Annotated in this window: 16 protein-coding genes; 14 read left to right on the top strand and 2 right to left on the bottom strand. The window is 55.1% G+C overall.

The window, feature by feature from the left end; all coding sequences use genetic code 11:
• The first annotated feature begins 27 nt into the window (after window positions 1-27).
• The 5 genes from rpsG (at window position 28) to guaA (ending at window position 6583) form a co-directional block, all read left to right on the top strand.
• Window positions 28-498: a 30S ribosomal protein S7 gene (gene rpsG / locus J3348_RS02700; RefSeq protein ID WP_005930552.1), complete on the top strand. Its 471-nt coding sequence runs from the start codon at window positions 28-30 to the stop codon at window positions 496-498.
• A 24-nt stretch (window positions 499-522) separates the two neighbouring features.
• Window positions 523-2649, top strand: a complete 2127-nt coding sequence (gene fusA / locus J3348_RS02695) for an elongation factor G (RefSeq protein WP_097774838.1) — start codon at window positions 523-525, stop codon at window positions 2647-2649.
• Between the two features lie 175 nt (window positions 2650-2824).
• Window positions 2825-4030, top strand: a complete 1206-nt coding sequence (gene tuf, locus J3348_RS02690; RefSeq protein WP_005940209.1) for an elongation factor Tu — start codon at window positions 2825-2827, stop codon at window positions 4028-4030.
• A 267-nt stretch (window positions 4031-4297) separates the two neighbouring features.
• Window positions 4298-4930, top strand: a complete 633-nt coding sequence (locus J3348_RS02685; RefSeq protein WP_097781920.1) for a GyrI-like domain-containing protein — start codon at window positions 4298-4300, stop codon at window positions 4928-4930.
• Between the two features lie 102 nt (window positions 4931-5032).
• Window positions 5033-6583 (top strand): glutamine-hydrolyzing GMP synthase, encoded by a 1551-nt coding sequence (gene guaA / locus J3348_RS02680; RefSeq protein WP_044953447.1) that lies wholly within the window; start codon window positions 5033-5035, stop codon window positions 6581-6583.
• A 157-nt stretch (window positions 6584-6740) separates the two neighbouring features.
• Here the strand turns inward: guaA and J3348_RS14450 are convergent, their stop codons facing one another.
• Window positions 6741-7016, bottom strand: a complete 276-nt coding sequence (locus J3348_RS14450) for a hypothetical protein (protein ID WP_207698237.1) — start codon at window positions 7014-7016, stop codon at window positions 6741-6743.
• 128 nt (window positions 7017-7144) lie between these two features.
• On the opposite strand from J3348_RS14450, the gene J3348_RS02670 reads away from it, so the two are divergent.
• The gene (locus J3348_RS02670) at window positions 7145-7702 is read left to right on the top strand and encodes a TetR/AcrR family transcriptional regulator (protein WP_097781913.1); all 558 of its coding nucleotides are present in this window, start codon (window positions 7145-7147) and stop codon (window positions 7700-7702) included.
• A 264-nt stretch (window positions 7703-7966) separates the two neighbouring features.
• On the top strand, window positions 7967-8632 hold the full coding sequence (locus J3348_RS02665) for a hypothetical protein (RefSeq protein WP_207698236.1): 666 nt from the start codon (window positions 7967-7969) through the stop codon (window positions 8630-8632).
• Between the two features lie 185 nt (window positions 8633-8817).
• Here J3348_RS02665 and J3348_RS02660 read toward each other — a convergent pair whose 3' ends face one another.
• Window positions 8818-10773 carry a glycerophosphodiester phosphodiesterase family protein gene (locus tag J3348_RS02660; protein ID WP_242702838.1) on the bottom strand — a complete coding sequence of 652 codons (1956 nt, stop codon included), beginning with the start codon at window positions 10771-10773 and terminating at the stop codon, window positions 8818-8820.
• A 365-nt stretch (window positions 10774-11138) separates the two neighbouring features.
• On the opposite strand from J3348_RS02660, the gene J3348_RS02655 reads away from it, so the two are divergent.
• The 7 genes from J3348_RS02655 (at window position 11139) to gmk (ending at window position 16808) form a co-directional block, all read left to right on the top strand.
• The gene (locus tag J3348_RS02655; protein ID WP_005940230.1) at window positions 11139-12458 is read left to right on the top strand and encodes a carboxyl transferase domain-containing protein; all 1320 of its coding nucleotides are present in this window, start codon (window positions 11139-11141) and stop codon (window positions 12456-12458) included.
• A gap of 49 nt (window positions 12459-12507) precedes the next feature.
• Window positions 12508-12888: a biotin/lipoyl-containing protein gene (locus J3348_RS02650; protein ID WP_005940233.1), complete on the top strand. Its 381-nt coding sequence runs from the start codon at window positions 12508-12510 to the stop codon at window positions 12886-12888.
• 16 nt (window positions 12889-12904) lie between these two features.
• Window positions 12905-14308, top strand: coding sequence for an oxaloacetate decarboxylase subunit alpha (locus J3348_RS02645; protein WP_005940236.1), 1404 nt, complete (start codon window positions 12905-12907; stop codon window positions 14306-14308).
• A 185-nt stretch (window positions 14309-14493) separates the two neighbouring features.
• Window positions 14494-14835: a transposase family protein gene (locus J3348_RS02640; protein WP_044953484.1), complete on the top strand. Its 342-nt coding sequence runs from the start codon at window positions 14494-14496 to the stop codon at window positions 14833-14835.
• A gap of 231 nt (window positions 14836-15066) precedes the next feature.
• Window positions 15067-15945: a YicC/YloC family endoribonuclease gene (locus J3348_RS02635; protein ID WP_097774851.1), complete on the top strand. Its 879-nt coding sequence runs from the start codon at window positions 15067-15069 to the stop codon at window positions 15943-15945.
• Window positions 15946-15967: 22 nt separating this feature from the next.
• Window positions 15968-16249, top strand: coding sequence for a DUF370 domain-containing protein (locus J3348_RS02630; RefSeq protein WP_005940246.1), 282 nt, complete (start codon window positions 15968-15970; stop codon window positions 16247-16249).
• Window positions 16236-16808, top strand: coding sequence for a guanylate kinase (gene gmk, locus J3348_RS02625; RefSeq protein ID WP_097774852.1), 573 nt, complete (start codon window positions 16236-16238; stop codon window positions 16806-16808). Before J3348_RS02630 ends, gmk begins: the two co-directional genes overlap by 14 nt.
• Window positions 16809-16829: the final 21 nt, after the last annotated feature.

Here is a 16829-nt window from a genome sequence, read left to right as displayed (position 1 = left end):
TATCATTCTGTGAAGGAGGGAAGAAAGATGCCTAGAAGAGGTAACATTGCTAAGCGCGATGTCTTAGCTGATCCTATTTACAATTCCAAGATGGTCACTCGTCTGGTCAACAGCGTTATGCTGGATGGCAAGAAGGGCGTCGCTCAGAAGATCGTTTACGAAGCTTTCTCCATGATTCAGGAGAAGACCGGCAACGATCCTCTGGAGACTTTCGAGAAGGCGATGGAGAACATCATGCCCAGCCTCGAGTGCAAGACCCGCCGCGTTGGCGGTGCTAACTACCAGGTTCCTCTGGAAGTCAGCCCGGCTCGCCGCGAGACCCTGGGTCTGCGCTGGCTGACTGCCTACAGCCGCAGCCGTGGTGAGAAGACCATGGCTCAGCGTCTGGCTGCTGAAATCATGGATGCTGCCAACAACACTGGTAACGCCGTGAAGAAGCGTGAGGATACTCACAAGATGGCAGAGGCTAACAAGGCTTTCGCTCATTTCCGTTATTGATCTGTTCTGTAGGAGGTTAATTTCATGGCTACACCCAGAGAAGTTTCTCTTCAGATGACGAGAAATATCGGCATTATGGCCCACATTGATGCTGGTAAGACTACTACTACCGAGCGTATTCTGTACTACACCGGTATCAATCACAAGATCGGCGAAGTTCATGATGGCGGCGCTACCATGGACTGGATGGTTCAGGAGCAGGAGCGTGGTATCACCATCACTTCCGCTGCTACCACCTGCTACTGGAGCCACTCTGAGACCCAGAAGGATCCGGTTGCATTCAAGAAGAACCGTCACCGCATCAACATCATCGACACCCCGGGCCACGTGGACTTCACTGTTGAGGTCCAGCGTTCCCTGCGCGTGCTGGACGGTTCTGTGACCGTTCTGGCTGCAAAGGGCGGTGTTGAGCCGCAGTCTGAGACCGTTTGGCGTCAGGCTGACGAGTATAAGGTTCCCCGTATGGTGTACGTTAACAAGATGGACACCATGGGTGCCGACTTCTTCCGCTGCATCAAGATGCTGCACGATCGTCTGCACGCAAACGGCGTGGCGATCCAGCTGCCTATCGGTCAGGAGGATACCTTCCGCGGTATCGTTGACCTGGTCGATATGAACGCTGAGGTCTACTACGACGATATGGGCAACGACATGCGCACTGAGCCCATCCCCGAGGATATGCGTGAGCAGGCCGAGGAGTACCACAACATTCTGATCGAGGCTGTTGCTGAGAACGACGAAGAGTTGATGGAGAAGTACCTCGAGGGCGAGGAGATCACCCGTGCCGAGCTGAAGGCTGCGATCCGCAAGGAGACCATCGCTAACACGCTGGTTCCCGTTGTCTGCGGTTCTTCCTACAAGAACCGTGGTGTCCAGAAGCTGCTGGACGCTATCGTTGACTATATGCCCGCTCCTACCGACGTCCCTGACATCAAGGGCGTGAATCCCGAGACTGAGGAAGAGGAGACCCGTCCGTCTTCCGACGACGCTCCCTTCGCAGCTCTGGCCTTCAAGATCGCTACCGACCCGTTCGTTGGTAAGCTGGCATACTTCCGTGTTTACTCCGGTAAGGTTGAGGCAGGTACCACTGTCTACAACTCCGTGAAGGACAGCAAGGAGCGTATGGGCCGCATCCTGCAGATGCATTCTAACCACCGCAAGGATATCGACTGCTGCTACGCAGGTGATATCGCTGCTGTTGTCGGTCTGAAGAACACCACTACCGGTGACACTCTGTGTGATGAGAATCATCCCATCATTCTGGAGTCCATGAAGTTCCCCGAGCCTGTTATCCGTGTTGCCATCGAGCCTAAGACCAAGGCCGGCAACGAGAAGATGGGTATCGCGCTGGCAAAGCTGGCCGAAGAGGATCCGACCTTCAAGACCTACACTGACGAAGAGACCGGTCAGACCATCATCGCCGGTATGGGCGAGCTGCACCTGGAGATCATCGTTGACCGTCTGCTGCGTGAGTTCAAGGTTGAAGCAAACGTGGGTGCACCTCAGGTTGCTTACCGTGAGACCATCCGCAAAGAGGCCAACCAGGAGACCAAGTACGCACGTCAGTCCGGTGGTAAGGGCCAGTACGGTCATGTTAAGATCAAGATCGAGCCCAACGAGCCCGGCAAGGGTTACGAGTTCGTCAACGCCATCGTTGGCGGTGCCATCCCGAAGGAATACATCCCGGCTATCGACAACGGTATCCAGGGTGCTATGAAGTCCGGTGTTCTGGCTGGCTATCCTGTCGTTGATGTCAAGGTTACCCTGTGGGATGGTTCTTATCATGAGGTCGACTCCTCTGAAATGGCTTTCTCCATTGCTGGTTCTATGGCATTCAAGGATGCTATGCGCAAGGCTGATCCTATCATCACTGAGCCTATCATGAAGGTTGCAGTTATCGTTCCCGATGAGTATCTGGGCGATGTTATCGGCGACCTGAATGCACGCCGTGGTCAGATCCAGGGCATGGAAGCTATGGCTGGTACTCAGCGCGTCAATGCATTTGTGCCTCTGGCTCAGATGTTCGGCTACGCTACCGACCTGCGTTCCAAGACTCAGGGCCGTGGCCAGTATGTCATGGAGCCGTCTCACTACGAGCCGGTGCCCAAGAACATTGCTGACCAGATCATTGCTGGCCGCACCAAGGGCTGATTCCTGAAAAATGGATAAAGATTTTGCCGGGGTAGTGTAACTCCGGCAAAATTTCCTGTAAAAGCACTTGATTTTACAGGGCAAATTTAGTAGAATAGCCTTGCAATGCAATGTCTGCATCTTGCAGGGTTGTTGTAACCAAATATCAAAACCTAAATTAAGGGAGGATATTCCAATGGCTGAAAAGGCAAAGTTCGACCGTTCTAAGCCGCATGTGAACATCGGCACCATCGGTCACGTTGACCACGGCAAGACCACTCTGACCGCCGCTATCACCAAGTACCTGGCTCTGAAGGGCGACGCAGACTTCATGGATTATGCCAACATCGATAAGGCTCCTGAGGAGCGTGCTCGTGGTATCACGATCAACTCCGCTCACGTTGAGTATCAGACCGACGCTCGTCACTACGCTCACGTTGACTGCCCGGGCCATGCTGACTACGTTAAGAACATGATCACTGGTGCTGCTCAGATGGACGGCGCTATTCTGGTCGTTGCTGCTACCGATGGTCCCATGCCCCAGACCCGTGAGCACATCCTGCTGGCTCGTCAGGTCGGCGTGCCCTATATCGTCGTGTTCATGAACAAGTGCGATATGGTCGACGACGAAGAGCTGCTGGATCTGGTCGAGATGGAGATCCGTGAGCTGCTGACCGAGTACGACTTCCCCGGCGACGACACCCCGATCATTCGTGGTTCCGCTCTGAAGGCTCTGGAGTCTACCTCCACTGATCCCAATGCTCCCGAGTATGCTTGCATCAAGGAGCTGATGGACGCTGTTGACACCTATATCCCCAACCCCGATCGTGAGGAAGACAAGCCCTTCCTGATGCCCATCGAGGATGTCATGACCATTTCTGGCCGTGGTACTGTTGCAACCGGTCGTGTTGAGCGTGGTATTGCTAAGGTTGGCGATGCTATGGAGATCGTCGGCATCAAGCCCGATCGTCTGAGCACCACCATCACCGGTCTGGAGATGTTCCGTAAGTCTCTGGACTTCGCTGAGGCTGGCGATAACATCGGCGCTCTGCTGCGTGGTGTTGATCGTACCCAGATCGAGCGTGGTCAGGTTCTGGCTAAGCCCGGTTCTGTGCACCCCCACAAGACTTTCGAGTCTCAGGTGTACGTTCTGACCAAGGACGAAGGCGGCCGTCACACCCCGTTCTTCTCCAACTATCGTCCTCAGTTCTACTTCCGCACCACCGACGTGACCGGTATCATCACTCTGCCCGAAGGCACTGAGATGTGCATGCCCGGCGATAACGTCATGATGCACGTTGAGCTGCTGACCCCTGTTGCTATGGAAGAGGGCCTGCGTTTCGCTATCCGTGAGGGTGGCCGTACCGTTGGTTCTGGCGTTGTTGGCAAGATCATTGAGTGATTTTGACCCTTCGCGCCTTTCCTAAGGCTAAAGGTTAAACTTACGAGAGACCTTCCCATTCCGGAGAGTGGGAAGGTCTCTTTTTGTTTTAGATCCTCTGTCCGTAAGGGCAGGGGATTTTTTTGCGGCATGTCACAACTTTTTGTTTACAAAACAAGGTTGTTCTGGTATACTGAAAAAGGAAATGCTGGAAAAGTCCTATCGGCTGGTGCTGAGGGGATTCAGCAAAAAAGAAGCAGCATGAACTTCTGGATGGGGTGAAGAGTAATGCCGTTTGATTATAAGAAAGAGTACAGGGAATTTTATCTCCCGCCGAAAAAACCGCACCTGATTACGATACCGCGTATGAATTTTGTGGCAGTGCACGGCAAGGGCGACCCGAATGCTCCGGGTGGAGCCTATCAGGAGGCTATGGGAGTGCTGTACGGCATTGCTTTCACCATCAAAATGAGCTATAAGGGCAGCCACAAGATGGACGGCTATTTTGAATATGTGGTTCCACCGTTGGAGGGCTTGTGGCATCAGAAGGGCGTGGATGGCGTTGACTATGCACATAAAGAAACATTTGAGTGGACATCCATGATCCGACTGCCAGAATTCGTGACGCCGGAAGCGTTTGATTGGGCCGTACAGGAAGCAACGGCAAAAAAGAAAAAGGATTTTTCCAAGGCGGAATTTCTGACCTATGACGAGGGACTTTGCGTTCAGTGCCTGCATATCGGCCCTTATGATGAAGAACCGAAAACGCTGGCGCAGATGGATGCCTTTGCCGTAGAGCAGGGGTATATGCTTGATTTTTCAGAGACACGCTTCCACCACGAGATTTATCTGAGTGATCCTCGCCGCGCTGCACCGGGAACACTGAAAACGGTGTTGCGGCATCCCATACGTGAAAAATAAAAACAGGAAAATTCACAAATGATGTCGCTTTTATTTGGCAGATGTGCTATACTGATTTTATCTGTAGAAACACATTGAATGGATAAGGGAGGAGAGAACTTCATGCAGCATGAAACTGTCATCGTGCTGGACTTTGGCGGCCAGTACAATCAGCTGATCGCGCGCCGCGTCCGCGAGAACAATGTCTACTGTGAAATCTATTCCTATAAAACCGATCTGTCGGTTATCAAGGCAAAGAACCCCAAGGGTATCATCTTTACCGGTGGCCCCAACAGCGTTTATCTGGAGGATTCCCCCACGATCGACCCTGAGATCTTCAACTGGGGTGTGCCTGTGCTGGGCATCTGCTACGGCAGCCAGCTGATGATGCATCTGCTGGGCGGCCATGTCTGCCGCGCACCGGAGCGCGAGTACGGCAAGACTGAGGTGTTCGTGGACACGAACAGCAAGATGTTCACCGATGTGCAGCCCTCCACCATTTGCTGGATGAGCCACAACGACTATATTGAGCAGGCAGCGCCCGGCTTTAAGATCACTGCTCACACGGTCAACTGTCCGGTAGCTGCGGCAGAGAACGCTGAGAAGGGCCTGTACGCGGTCCAGTTCCATCCGGAAGTGCTGCACACTGCGGAAGGCAAGAAGATGCTGCGCAACTTCGTGTACAATGTCTGCGGCTGCACCGGCGACTGGAAGATGGACTCCTTTGTGGAGAACAACGTCAAGGCCCTGCGTGAGCGCATCGGCGATGGCAAGGTGCTGTGCGCCTTGTCCGGCGGCGTGGATTCCTCCGTTCTGGCAGCTATGTTGGCTAAGGCCATCGGCAAGCAGCTGACCTGCGTGTTCGTGGATCACGGTCTGCTGCGTAAGAACGAGAAGGAAGAGGTCTGCTCTGTATTCGGCCCGGGCAATGCCAACGGCTTTGATATCAACTTTATCTGTGTGGATGCCCGCGAACGCTACTTTGCAAAGCTGGCTGGTGTCACCGAGCCGGAGCGCAAGCGCAAGATCATCGGCGAAGAGTTCATCCGTGTGTTTGAAGAGCAGGCCAAGAAGATCGGCAAGGTGGATTTCCTGGCACAGGGTACCATTTACCCGGATGTCGTTGAGAGCGGTCTGGGCGGTGAGTCCACTGTTATCAAGAGCCACCACAACGTTGGCGGTCTGCCCGACACCGTGGACTTCAAGGAGTTGGTGGAGCCGCTGCGCAACCTGTTCAAAGACGAGGTGCGTCAGGCCGGCCGTGAGCTGGGCCTGCCCGAATATCTGGTCAGCCGTCAGCCGTTCCCCGGCCCGGGCCTTGGCATCCGCATCATCGGCGAAGTGACCCCTGAGAAGGTGGCAATCGTGCAGGATGCCGACGCGATCTGGCGTGAGGAGATCGCAAAGGCGGGTCTGGATAAGGAGATCAGCCAGTACTATGCAGCCTTGACCAACATGCACAGTGTGGGCGTCATGGGCGACGAGCGCACCTATGATTACGCTGTGGCGCTGCGTGCTGTGACCACCACCGACTTTATGACCGCGGAGAGCTATAATATGCCCTGGGATGTTCTGGGCACTGTCACCAGCCGCATCGTCAATGAGGTCAAGCATGTGAACCGCGTGTTCTATGATTGCACCGGTAAGCCGCCGGCAACCATTGAGCTCGAGTAATCTTCAAAATCTGAAAAGTATTGATGCAATGCAATATTTCGAGAGCCAAAAGGCTCTGTGATACTGCTTTGATACTATCAGGCGATTATTCACAAAGAGAGACATGAGAATGCCCTCTGAGAAACGGTAAGTTTTTCAGAGGGCATTTTTGTGTCTTTTATTCTTTACGCCACTTTTTCTTCGGCTCGTACCGGCCGCAGCCGTCGGCAGTCTGAGGCCAGTTGAGCTTCCATTCCAGATACTCTTCCTTGGTGATCTCGCCCTCCCGGAGCTGCTTCTTGCGGAGTTGCCACTCCTTTAAGAACTCATCCAGCAGGCGATAGCGGAAGCTGACTGCCATGTGCTTTTCCGGGAAATCTGGGTCGGTGGTGTCTGTGACCTCATAGCCAATGCAAAAACCTGTGTTTGGTTTGTAAACTTTCAGCTGATTCATATTTTCCATTCGTGAACATGGCTCAAAGGGAGAACCACAAAAATATAAATCTTTTATGAAATCCTCTTGACAAAGTGAGAACGGGCAGTATAATGAAAATGAACGTTGTTCATATTGAAGGTGACCACATGAATACAATCGTAACCTCCAAGGAAGATATCTTAAAAAACAGCCGTGAGCTTATCCGGGAAAAGGGCTGGGCGGCGGTCAGTATCCGTTCTGTCGCCTCGGCATGCGGGGTCTCGGTCGGCTCGATCTACAATTATTATGACTCCAAGGCTGAGCTTATCAGCGCCACGGTCGAGAGCGTCTGGTGCGAAATTTTCCACCGTCCGCAGGACGAGGCCGTATTTCAGGACGTGCAGACCTGTGTCAAATGGATGTATGAGCGTATGGCCTACGGCTGTGAGCAGTATCCTGGATTCTTCACACTGCACTCTCTCGGCTTTATGCAGGAGGACAAGGCCGATGGCAAACGGCACATGCAGCAAATCTGGCACCATATCTTAAATGGTCTGTGTACGGTGCTGCAACAGGATACCAAAATCCGTCCGGACGCTTTTAACGCGCAATTCACCGTTGAAAAATTTGCCGATGTTCTATTTTCGCTGATGCTGTCTGCCTTGCTGCGGCAGGACTACGACCCCGCCGCTGTGCTGGAAATCGTGCGCAGAACTTTATATTGACTGCATTTTCTTCCCACACTGCTGTGGGAATTTTATAATGTCCAAAATGAACAGTGTTCACTCAAGAGAGACACTCATAGGAAAGTTCATCGCAATATCCTGTTGCTGCTCGCCTGTCTTGTGTGGAGGAATGCAAGCTTCAACATCCTGCGCTTTGGATGCAACTTTGCCAAACAAGCCATTGATGACCGTAAAAACTAAGCCAACCCTGCAAAAAATGCAGTGTTACAATCAATTTGATCTATCAACAAGGAGCAATCAACTATGCAAGCAATCGTAGAAACTGTTTTTGATGCGGTGTATCTGGTATCCGTCATCACCATCGGTATCCTGATGATTTGTGGCTGCAAGGGCAACCACCAGTTCAAGCTGTTCGGTCTGATGGCTGTCGTTCTGGGTGCCGGCGACTCGTTCCATCTGATTCCCCGTGCTCTGGCTCTATGCACCACGGGCTTTGAAAACTTTACCGTCCCCCTGGGTCTGGGTAAGTGGATCACCTCTGTGACAATGACTGTCTTTTATGTGCTGCTGTACTATGTATGGCGTGAGCGCTACCGGGTCAAGGGCAACAATGGCCTGACTGCCGCCATCTACGGTCTGGCTGCCGTGCGTGTTATCCTGTGCATGATGCCGCAGAACCAGTGGCTGAGCGCCGAATCCCCGCTGTCCTGGGGCATTTACCGTAACATTCCTTTTGCACTGATGGGCCTGCTGATCATCGTGTTGTTCTACCGCAGTGCCAAGGAGCATGACGACTCGGCTTTTCGCTGGATGTGGATGACCATCGTGCTGAGCTTCGGGTTCTACATTCCCGTTGTTCTTTGGGCCAATACCGTCCCCATGATCGGTATGCTGATGATCCCCAAGACCTGTGCCTATGTGTGGACCGTTCTCATCGGTTATTCTGCTATGAAGAAGGAATGTAAGTGATTTGTTCACAGTACCGATTTATGAAATAAATTGCTTCGTAAAGATCCAAGCTTACCGAATTGGAATGATCTTTCTTGATAAAACTGGATCAGGTAAACTTGTAAGCCCCCTGCCGGTGATGAACTGGCAGGGGGCTTTTTATGTGTGTACGGGTAGTTTAACAGAATACTTGATCTTTGCCGCGATTACGACGCATCCAGCAATTCGTCCGGGTCCTCGATGGCTTCTTCGATGGTCTCTTCCTCAGGAGTGGGTTCATCGACATCGGACGGAGCGAACAGGTCACGGATGAAGTCGCGCAGGAGGACGAGGCTGTTGTCAAGGTCGGCATCCTCGCTCAGCAGCTGCTGGATCATATCCGGCTTATCGGTGATCAGGTCGTCCACGCCGATGCTCAGCAGTTCGCTGGCATCCTCTTCGCGGTTGACGGTCCATGCGGAGATCGTCTTGCTGCGCTTATGGATCTGCTGCACCATACCGGAGGTGATAAAGGTGGACTGTACGCTGAAGAAATCTGCGGCAGGCAGATCGTAATAACTGCCCACGCCCAGTGCAAGGATATAGCCGGTCCGGATCTCCGGTGCCAGCTCCTTGACCTTGCAGAGGGTTTCATAACTCTGCGAGGTGATGGTGCAGTCCTGCGCAAAGCCTTTTTCGCGGATGATGCGGATGGTTTCCGCTTCCAGCTCCGGGGTGGCGGCATTGGGCTTGATCTCAATGTTCAGCTGGATCTTACCTTTGCACAGGTCCAGCACTTCTTCCAGTGTGGGAACTTTGGCACCAGTGTACTTCTGGCCGAACCAGCGCCCGGCATCCAGCTTGCGAACCTCGTTACAGGTCAGGTCGTAGATGTTCTCGTTGCGGCCGGTGCAGCGGCGCAGGCTGGTATCGTGGGTCACCATGACCACGCCGTCCCTGGTCATCTGCACATCCAGCTCGGCCCACTCGCAGCCCTGATCGATGGCCAGCTGGAAAGCGGGCAGGGTGTTTTCCGGTGCGGCAGCGGAGTAGCCGCGGTGCGCGGTGACTACCGGCGCAACGCCGCCCAGCATGGAGAGCAGCTCGTCGTCTCTGGGCAGGGCAAGGTAACAGAATGCCAGCGCAAAGGTGAGCAGAGTAGCACCCGCAACCGATGCACCCAGAAGCAGCCTGCCGGTGGAACGGTGATGCTTTCCGCTCTGGACCGGCTCCGGCTCAAAGGGGAGAAATTCCCGCAGGCGGCAGTGCAGCATGGTGAGGATCGTGCACTGCGCCATGGTGATGGCGCAGTCGATCAGGAACTGGAAGAAAGGCATCTCAATGGCCAGCGCCGCGCGGGACAGTGCAAACATGGCCTGTGTGCTCTGCAGCCCGACCGCGATGATGATGCCGTACAGCGGCACGGCAACCGCTGCCGTCAGCAGCAGGGAACGCAGGACGACCGAGAGGTTCCAGCGCAGCAGCAAAAGAAAAGCACGGAAGACGCGCCTGCGGATGCAGCAAAAGCTTTCCTTTACCGACTGCCACAGGCTTTTGCGCTCCAGCACGAACAGCGGCAGCACCAGCACCCAGCTGACACAGAGGAACAGCAAGGCGGCACCGGCAGCCAGATAGAGCAGGTAATACCGGCTGTTTGCCCGGATGACACCCATGATGTATTCCGGCACGGCAAGCTGCGTGATATAGTTATAGGCGAGGAAAAAATTGGTGAACGGGATCAGCACGGCACTGTAGACCAGAACGAGCCAGTTCTGCGGCAGGAATGCGTGGCGGATATCTGCAAGAGAGGTGCGCAGCAGGGCAGGCAGGCGGATCGTTTCGCCTTTGCGGGCAAGATCCAGCCCATGCAGCAGGACGGAAAACTCATACAGCGCCCAGAACGCGGTCAGGATGGCAATGAGCGTGATGCACAGGATGATCGCAGGGGAGGAAAAGATATCGGAAGCATTGTTGTTGCTCAGGTAGTGCATGGGTGCGAACCGCAGCGTGAGCGACCAGAGCTGCTGCATCAGGGGGACGAACAGCAGGTTCGTTGCAGCCTTATACAGGACGATGACCGCGAGCAGGGGGATCTCGGCGCGGCGGATGACAGCCCGGGCGGAGTGCTTCATGGAGTTGTAGGTTTCGTTGGAGGCGCGGAATGAAGTGAGCAGATCTTTCAATTTGACATGGCCTTCCTTTTATATTCTGCAAAATGACCCGCCCCGAAGCTTCCCGGCGGGCTGTTCTGCGAAAAAAATTTACATATTAAATATAGTGTAACATAACTTCTTATAAAATAAAATGCAGCAGGGACAGACAGAATCCACAAAATTGAAAGAGAATTTTTGGCAGCTGAGTATGCGGCGCAAAATGCCCGCAAAAAGGCGAGAAAGCGGAGAAACGATGAATCGTTAAAAAATTGTAGAACTTTGCCGACAGATGTTGATTCGCATGGACTTTTATAGAATCTCTTGCATTTTTATGGAAAATTCAGTATAATAAAACTAATTTTGAAAGCTCACACAGACAACCAGGAGGTCTTACCATGGCTTCAAAGATCAATAAGGGAGAAATCCTCGCCAAGTTTTTTGATGACGGGGAATACACTGCACTGTTTGCTGACGGTGCAGTGAGCGCTGCCTGCGGCTATGCGGCAGGTCAGCAGGCTTACGCTGTTTACCAGAACGGCGAAGCTGTTACCGTAAAGGATGTTGAAAAGAACATCAAGGTTCTGGAGATGGCAGCTCAGACTGGCTGCCCGGTCGTCACCTTCTACAACTCCGTTGGCGCAAAGCTGGCTGAGGGTCTGGACGTGCTGACCGCCAGCGCAAAGCTGAATGCGCAGATCGCAAAGGTTTCCGGCGTGATCCCGCAGGTGGCTGTTGTTCTGGGTGTCTGCGGCGGCACCAGCGCACTGAGCGCTGCCAATGCAGATGTCTGCATCATGGCTGAGGGCGCAGAGCTGTTCTTCACCGCTCCGTTCACCTCTGCTGCCAAGGGCGACAAGGTGGCCGATGCCGGCACCGCAGCCGCCGCTGCAAAGGCTGGCGTGGCCGCCATTGTGGCACCCACTGCTGAGGAAGCTGCCGAGAAGGCTGCTCACATCGTGGGCCTGCTGCCGGCCAACAACCTGACCGGCCCTGCGATCTTTGAGTTCGAGCAGCCCACTGCTGCTCTGGCTGCCGGTGCAGAGCCTGCAAAGGCTGCTGCTGCCGTGGTCGATAAGGACAGCGCTGTGGAGCTGTATGCAGGCTTTGGCAAGTCTGTTTACACCGCATTTGCCACCGTGGGCGGCAACGCCGTGGGCGTTGTGGCCACCGGCAAGACCCTGTGCCACAACTGCGTGGCCAAGGCTTCCCGCTTTGTGCGCCTGTGCGATGCCTTCAGCGTGCCGGTGATCACCATTGTGGATACCGAGGGCTTTGTGCCCAGCGCGACCGATGACATTGCAGGCGGCATCCGTGAGGCTGCCCGTCTGGCTGCTACCTATGCCGACGCTACCACCGCAAAGGTGGCTGTGCTGGCTGGCAAGGCCGTCGGCCCTGTTTACACCGCTCTGGCTGCTGCCGATCTGCGCATTGCCGTGGCTGGCTGCACCGTCAGCGCACTGGAACCCAGCGCAGCGGTCAGCGTCCTGTACAAGGAAGAGATCGATGCTTCCGACAACATCATTGCAGCCACCAACGCAAAGGCTGCTGCTTACACCGCCGAGGTGTGCAGCGCAGCAAATGCAGTTGCCTGCGGCGCTGCGGACCTGACCTGCGATGCAGCCAATGTGCGTGCAAGCGTTGTTGCCGCACTGGAACTGCTGAGCACCAAGCGTGCTGCCCGCCTGCCCAAGAAGCACGGCAACATGGCTCTGTAATCGTCTGTATAAATCTTTTTGATACGATTTTGATTTGGAGGATCCTTCCATGAAGTACTACAATATTACCGTCAATGGCGTTGCTTACAGCGTCTCCGTGGAGGAGACTGCCGCTGGTGCTGCTCCGGTTGCTGCTGCAGCTCCTGCCGCACCCGCTGCTCCTAAGGCTGCTCCGGCTCCCGCTGCTGCTCCCAAGGCTGCTGCAGGCGCTGCTGGTGCCGTTGCCGTCAAGGCTCCCATGCCCGGCAACATTCTGGATGTCAAGGTCAAGGCCGGTGCATCCGTGAAGGCTGGCGACGTGCTGGTGATCCTGGAGGCCATGAAGATGGAGAACGAGATCGTTGCTCCGCAGGATGGCACTGTGGCTTCCATCAACGTCAACAAGGGCGACACCGTCAACTCCGGTGACGTTCTGGTTTCCATGAACTAAGGGAGAGGTGACAATCATGGCCAAAAAGCCGATCAAGGTTACTGAGGTCGTCCTGCGCGATGCCCACCAGTCTCTGCTGGCCACCCGCATGACCATGGATGAGATGCGTCCCATCCTGCCGGAAATGGATAAGATCAACTACTTCTCCGTGGAGTGCTGGGGCGGCGCTACGTTCGACAGCTGCATCCGCTTTCTGGACGAAGACCCGTGGGAGCGCCTGCGCATCCTGCGCAAAGAGCTGCCCCACCAGAAGCTGCAGATGCTGTTCCGCGGCCAGAACATGCTGGGCTACCGCCCCTACGCAGACGATGCCGTTGAGTACTTTGTGCAGAAGTCTGTTGCAAACGGCATCGATGTGATCCGTATTTTCGATGCACTGAACGATCCGCGCAACCTGCAGACTGCTATCAAGGCAGCCAACAAGGAAGGCGCTCATGTGCAGGGCTGCATCAGCTACACCCTCAGCCCCGTGCACAACAACGAGTACTTTGCAGCCTACGCCAAGACCCTGGAGGAGATGGGCGCAAACTCCATCTGCATCAAGGATATGGCCGGTCTGCTGACCCCCTATACCTGCTACGATCTGGTGAAGAAGCTGAAGGAGACCGTCAGCATCCCTGTTGACATCCACAGCCACTACACCGCAGGTCTGGCTTCCATGTCCATCCTGAAGGGCATCGAGGCAGGCGCCGACATCATCGATACCGCCATGAGCCCCCTGAGCCTGGGCACCAGCCACATGCCCACCGAGAGTCTGGTCGCTGCCCTGCAGGGCACCGATTACGACACCGGTCTGGATCTGAAGCAGCTGAACGTTGTGCGCGCATACTTTGCAAAGCTGCGCGAGAAGTACATTGCCAACGGCCAGATCAGCCCGAAGAGCCTCGGCGTGGATGCAAACACCCTGCTGTATCAGGTGCCGGGCGGCATGTTCTCCAACATGCTCAAACAGCTGAAGGATGCCGGCAAGGAAGATAAGCTGGACGAAGTGCTGGCAGAGATCCCCCGCGTCCGCGAGGATGCAGGCTATCCGCCGCTGGTCACCCCCACCAGCCAGATCGTTGGTACGCAGGCTGTGTTCAATGTGATCCTGGGCGAGCGCTACAAGATGGTCACCAAGGAGTTCAAGGGTCTGGTCCACGGTGATTACGGCAAGACTCCCGCTCCCATCAAGCCCGAGTTCACCAAGAAGATCCTGGGCGACGAGCAGCCCATTACCTGCCGCTTTGCTGATACTCTGGCTCCTGAGATGGACAAGCTGAAGGCAGAAGCTGCCAAGTGGGCAACGCAGGAAGAGGATGTGCTGACCTACGCAATGTTCCCGCAGGTGGCACCCAAGTTCTTTGAAAAGCGCAATGCCAAGAAGCAGGGCGTGGACGGCGACCATGTGGACTACACCAATCAGTCTCATCCCGTCTGATCTTTCATAACGGATTCAGGGGCTTCCCGCTTTTGCGGCGGGAGGCTCCTTTTTGTGTTTTGCACCGGATCTGGCCCCAAAAATGGGCGGCGGCTCATTGACATGAAAATCCATCCATTTTATAATGAATCAAAATGGATGCAGCCGACACCCGGGCATCCCCGGAAAAAGAAGAGGTGATCTGCATGAGAAGCATCACGGCACAGCGCCTTGCGGAATTTACAGAGCAGGATTATGAATTTACCTTCGGCATCACCCGGAAGGAATTTGCCCAGATGCTGGAAGCACTGAATGCGGCTTATTGCAAGGAGCACCGGCGCAGGCCGCATTTTACCAAGATCACAATGCAGGATAAGCTGGTGCTGACTTTGCTCTACCGCCGCGAGTACCGCAGCATGGAGAACATTGCGGCAGAATACGGTGTCTCCCGCGATACCATTGCGGACAATATCCACTGGGTGGAGCGCGCACTGCTGAACGCAAATCTGCTGCAGAACAGCGTGACCTGCGTATATAAAACCAACTGAAACAGGCTCTGATACAGGATCGGAAGATTTTGTATCAGAGCTTTTTTGCTTTGCACCGTGTATTGCGGCCGGTTTTGGCGGCGGCACGCAACAGTGCACCTTGAATTTTGGGCCGAAGAATAGTAAAATGAAACTATATGTATCGTAACATGGGTTTGTGTACCCAAAGGCGGATACGTATACCGAAACTTGTAAGCTGAAACACTGAAAATGTAAGAACAGGAGAGCGTTATGATCTTAAGCATGACCGGCTTTGGCCGGGGGACTGCTGTGCGCAATGGCCGTGAGATCACGGTGGAGCTGCGCAGCGTGAATTCCCGCTACTTTGAGTATTCTTCGCGCATCCCGCGCACCTGCAGCTATCTGGACAGCCGCCTGAAAAAGCAGCTCAACGAGCGCATTTCCCGCGGCAAGGTGGAGCTGAGCATGACCGTGCAGAATGTGGACGCTGCCGATACGGTGGTGGCCGTCAACATGGAGCTGGCACGCAGCTACCAGCAGGCCATGCGGGATATTTCGGAACAGCTGGGTGTCAAGAACGATATCTCTGCGGGTGTGCTGACCCGCTTCCCGGATGTGCTCACCACCCGCCACGCGGATGTGGACGAGGAACAGCTGTGGGAAGATGTTTCTGCCGTTACCGCACAGGCGCTGGACCGCTTTGTGGAGATGCGCGCCGCCGAGGGTGCCAAGATGAAGGCAGACGTGGAAAACCGCCTGAACTTCCTCGAGGAGTGCGTGGGCAGGGTGGAGACTTTGAGCGCAGGCCGCGTGGAAGCCTACACCAACCGCCTGTACGAGAAGCTCAAGGTCATTCTGGAGGACCGCGATATCGACGATGCCCGCGTGCTGACCGAGGCCGCTATTTTTGGCGATAAGACCGCTGTGGATGAAGAGACGGTGCGCCTGCGCAGCCACATTGCGCAGTACCGCGATATCCTCAAGCTGGACGAGCCGGTGGGCCGCAAGTTGGACTTTTTGACGCAGGAGCTGAACCGCGAGACCAATACCATCGGCTCCAAGTGTCAGGATCTGGATATCACCCGCATCGTGGTGGATATGAAGGCGGAGATCGAAAAGATCCGCGAACAGATCCAGAATCTGGAGTGATACAGAAAATTCGGAGGGGTTTATGAAGCTCATCAACATCGGGTTTGGCAATATGGTCAGTGCAGGCCGTGTGGTGGCAGTGGTCAGCCCGGATTCCGCCCCGGTCAAGCGCCTTGTAAAGGAAGCGCGGGAGCGCGGAATGCTGATCGATGCATCCTATGGCCGCAGCACCCGTGCAGTGCTTATCATGGACTCCGATCATGTGGTGCTCTCGGCGCTTCAGCCGGAAACGGTGGCCAACCGTGCGGCAGGGCAGGAGGGCAAAACACCAGCAGAGGAGGAACAGACCCATGGCGAACGATAAATATTTGTTTGTGGTCTCCGGCGCGGCCGGTACCGGCAAGGACAGCGTGGTGAAGGCACTGCGCGAAGCACACCCGGAGATCGAAAAGACTGTTTCCGCCACCACCCGCGCACCGCGTCCCGGTGAGCAGGAGGGCGTGGATTATTATTACCGCACCCGGGAGCAGTTCCAGCAGCTGATCGAGAACGATCAGGTGGTGGAGCACAACTTCTACAACGGCAACTACTACGGTACCCTGCGCGAGGAAGTGGACAAGCGCCTTGCAGCCCGGAAGGTGGTCGTTCTGGTCATCGATGTGCACGGCGCAGCGAACATCCGCCGCATGTTCCCGGGCGCGACCACCGTGTTCCTGCTGCCGCCGTCGGTGGAGGAGCTGGAGCGCCGTCTGCGGGGCCGCGGCACCGAGACCGAGGACAGCATTCAGGAACGTCTTGCCACCGCCCAGAAGGAGCTGGCCCAGCAGGATAAATTCACCCTGAAGCTGGTCAACGACCAGGTCGATACCTGCGCTGATGCACTGTATCAGGCCATCTGCCAGCGCATTGGTGCCGCAGAATAACATTTTGAAGGAGCTGGACGA

The sequence above is a fragment of the Faecalibacterium sp. Marseille-Q4896 genome (assembly GCF_017377615.1).
Lineage (GTDB): Bacteria > Bacillota > Clostridia > Oscillospirales > Ruminococcaceae > Faecalibacterium > Faecalibacterium taiwanense.
This window is presented reverse-complemented; position numbering and strand designations above follow the sequence as displayed.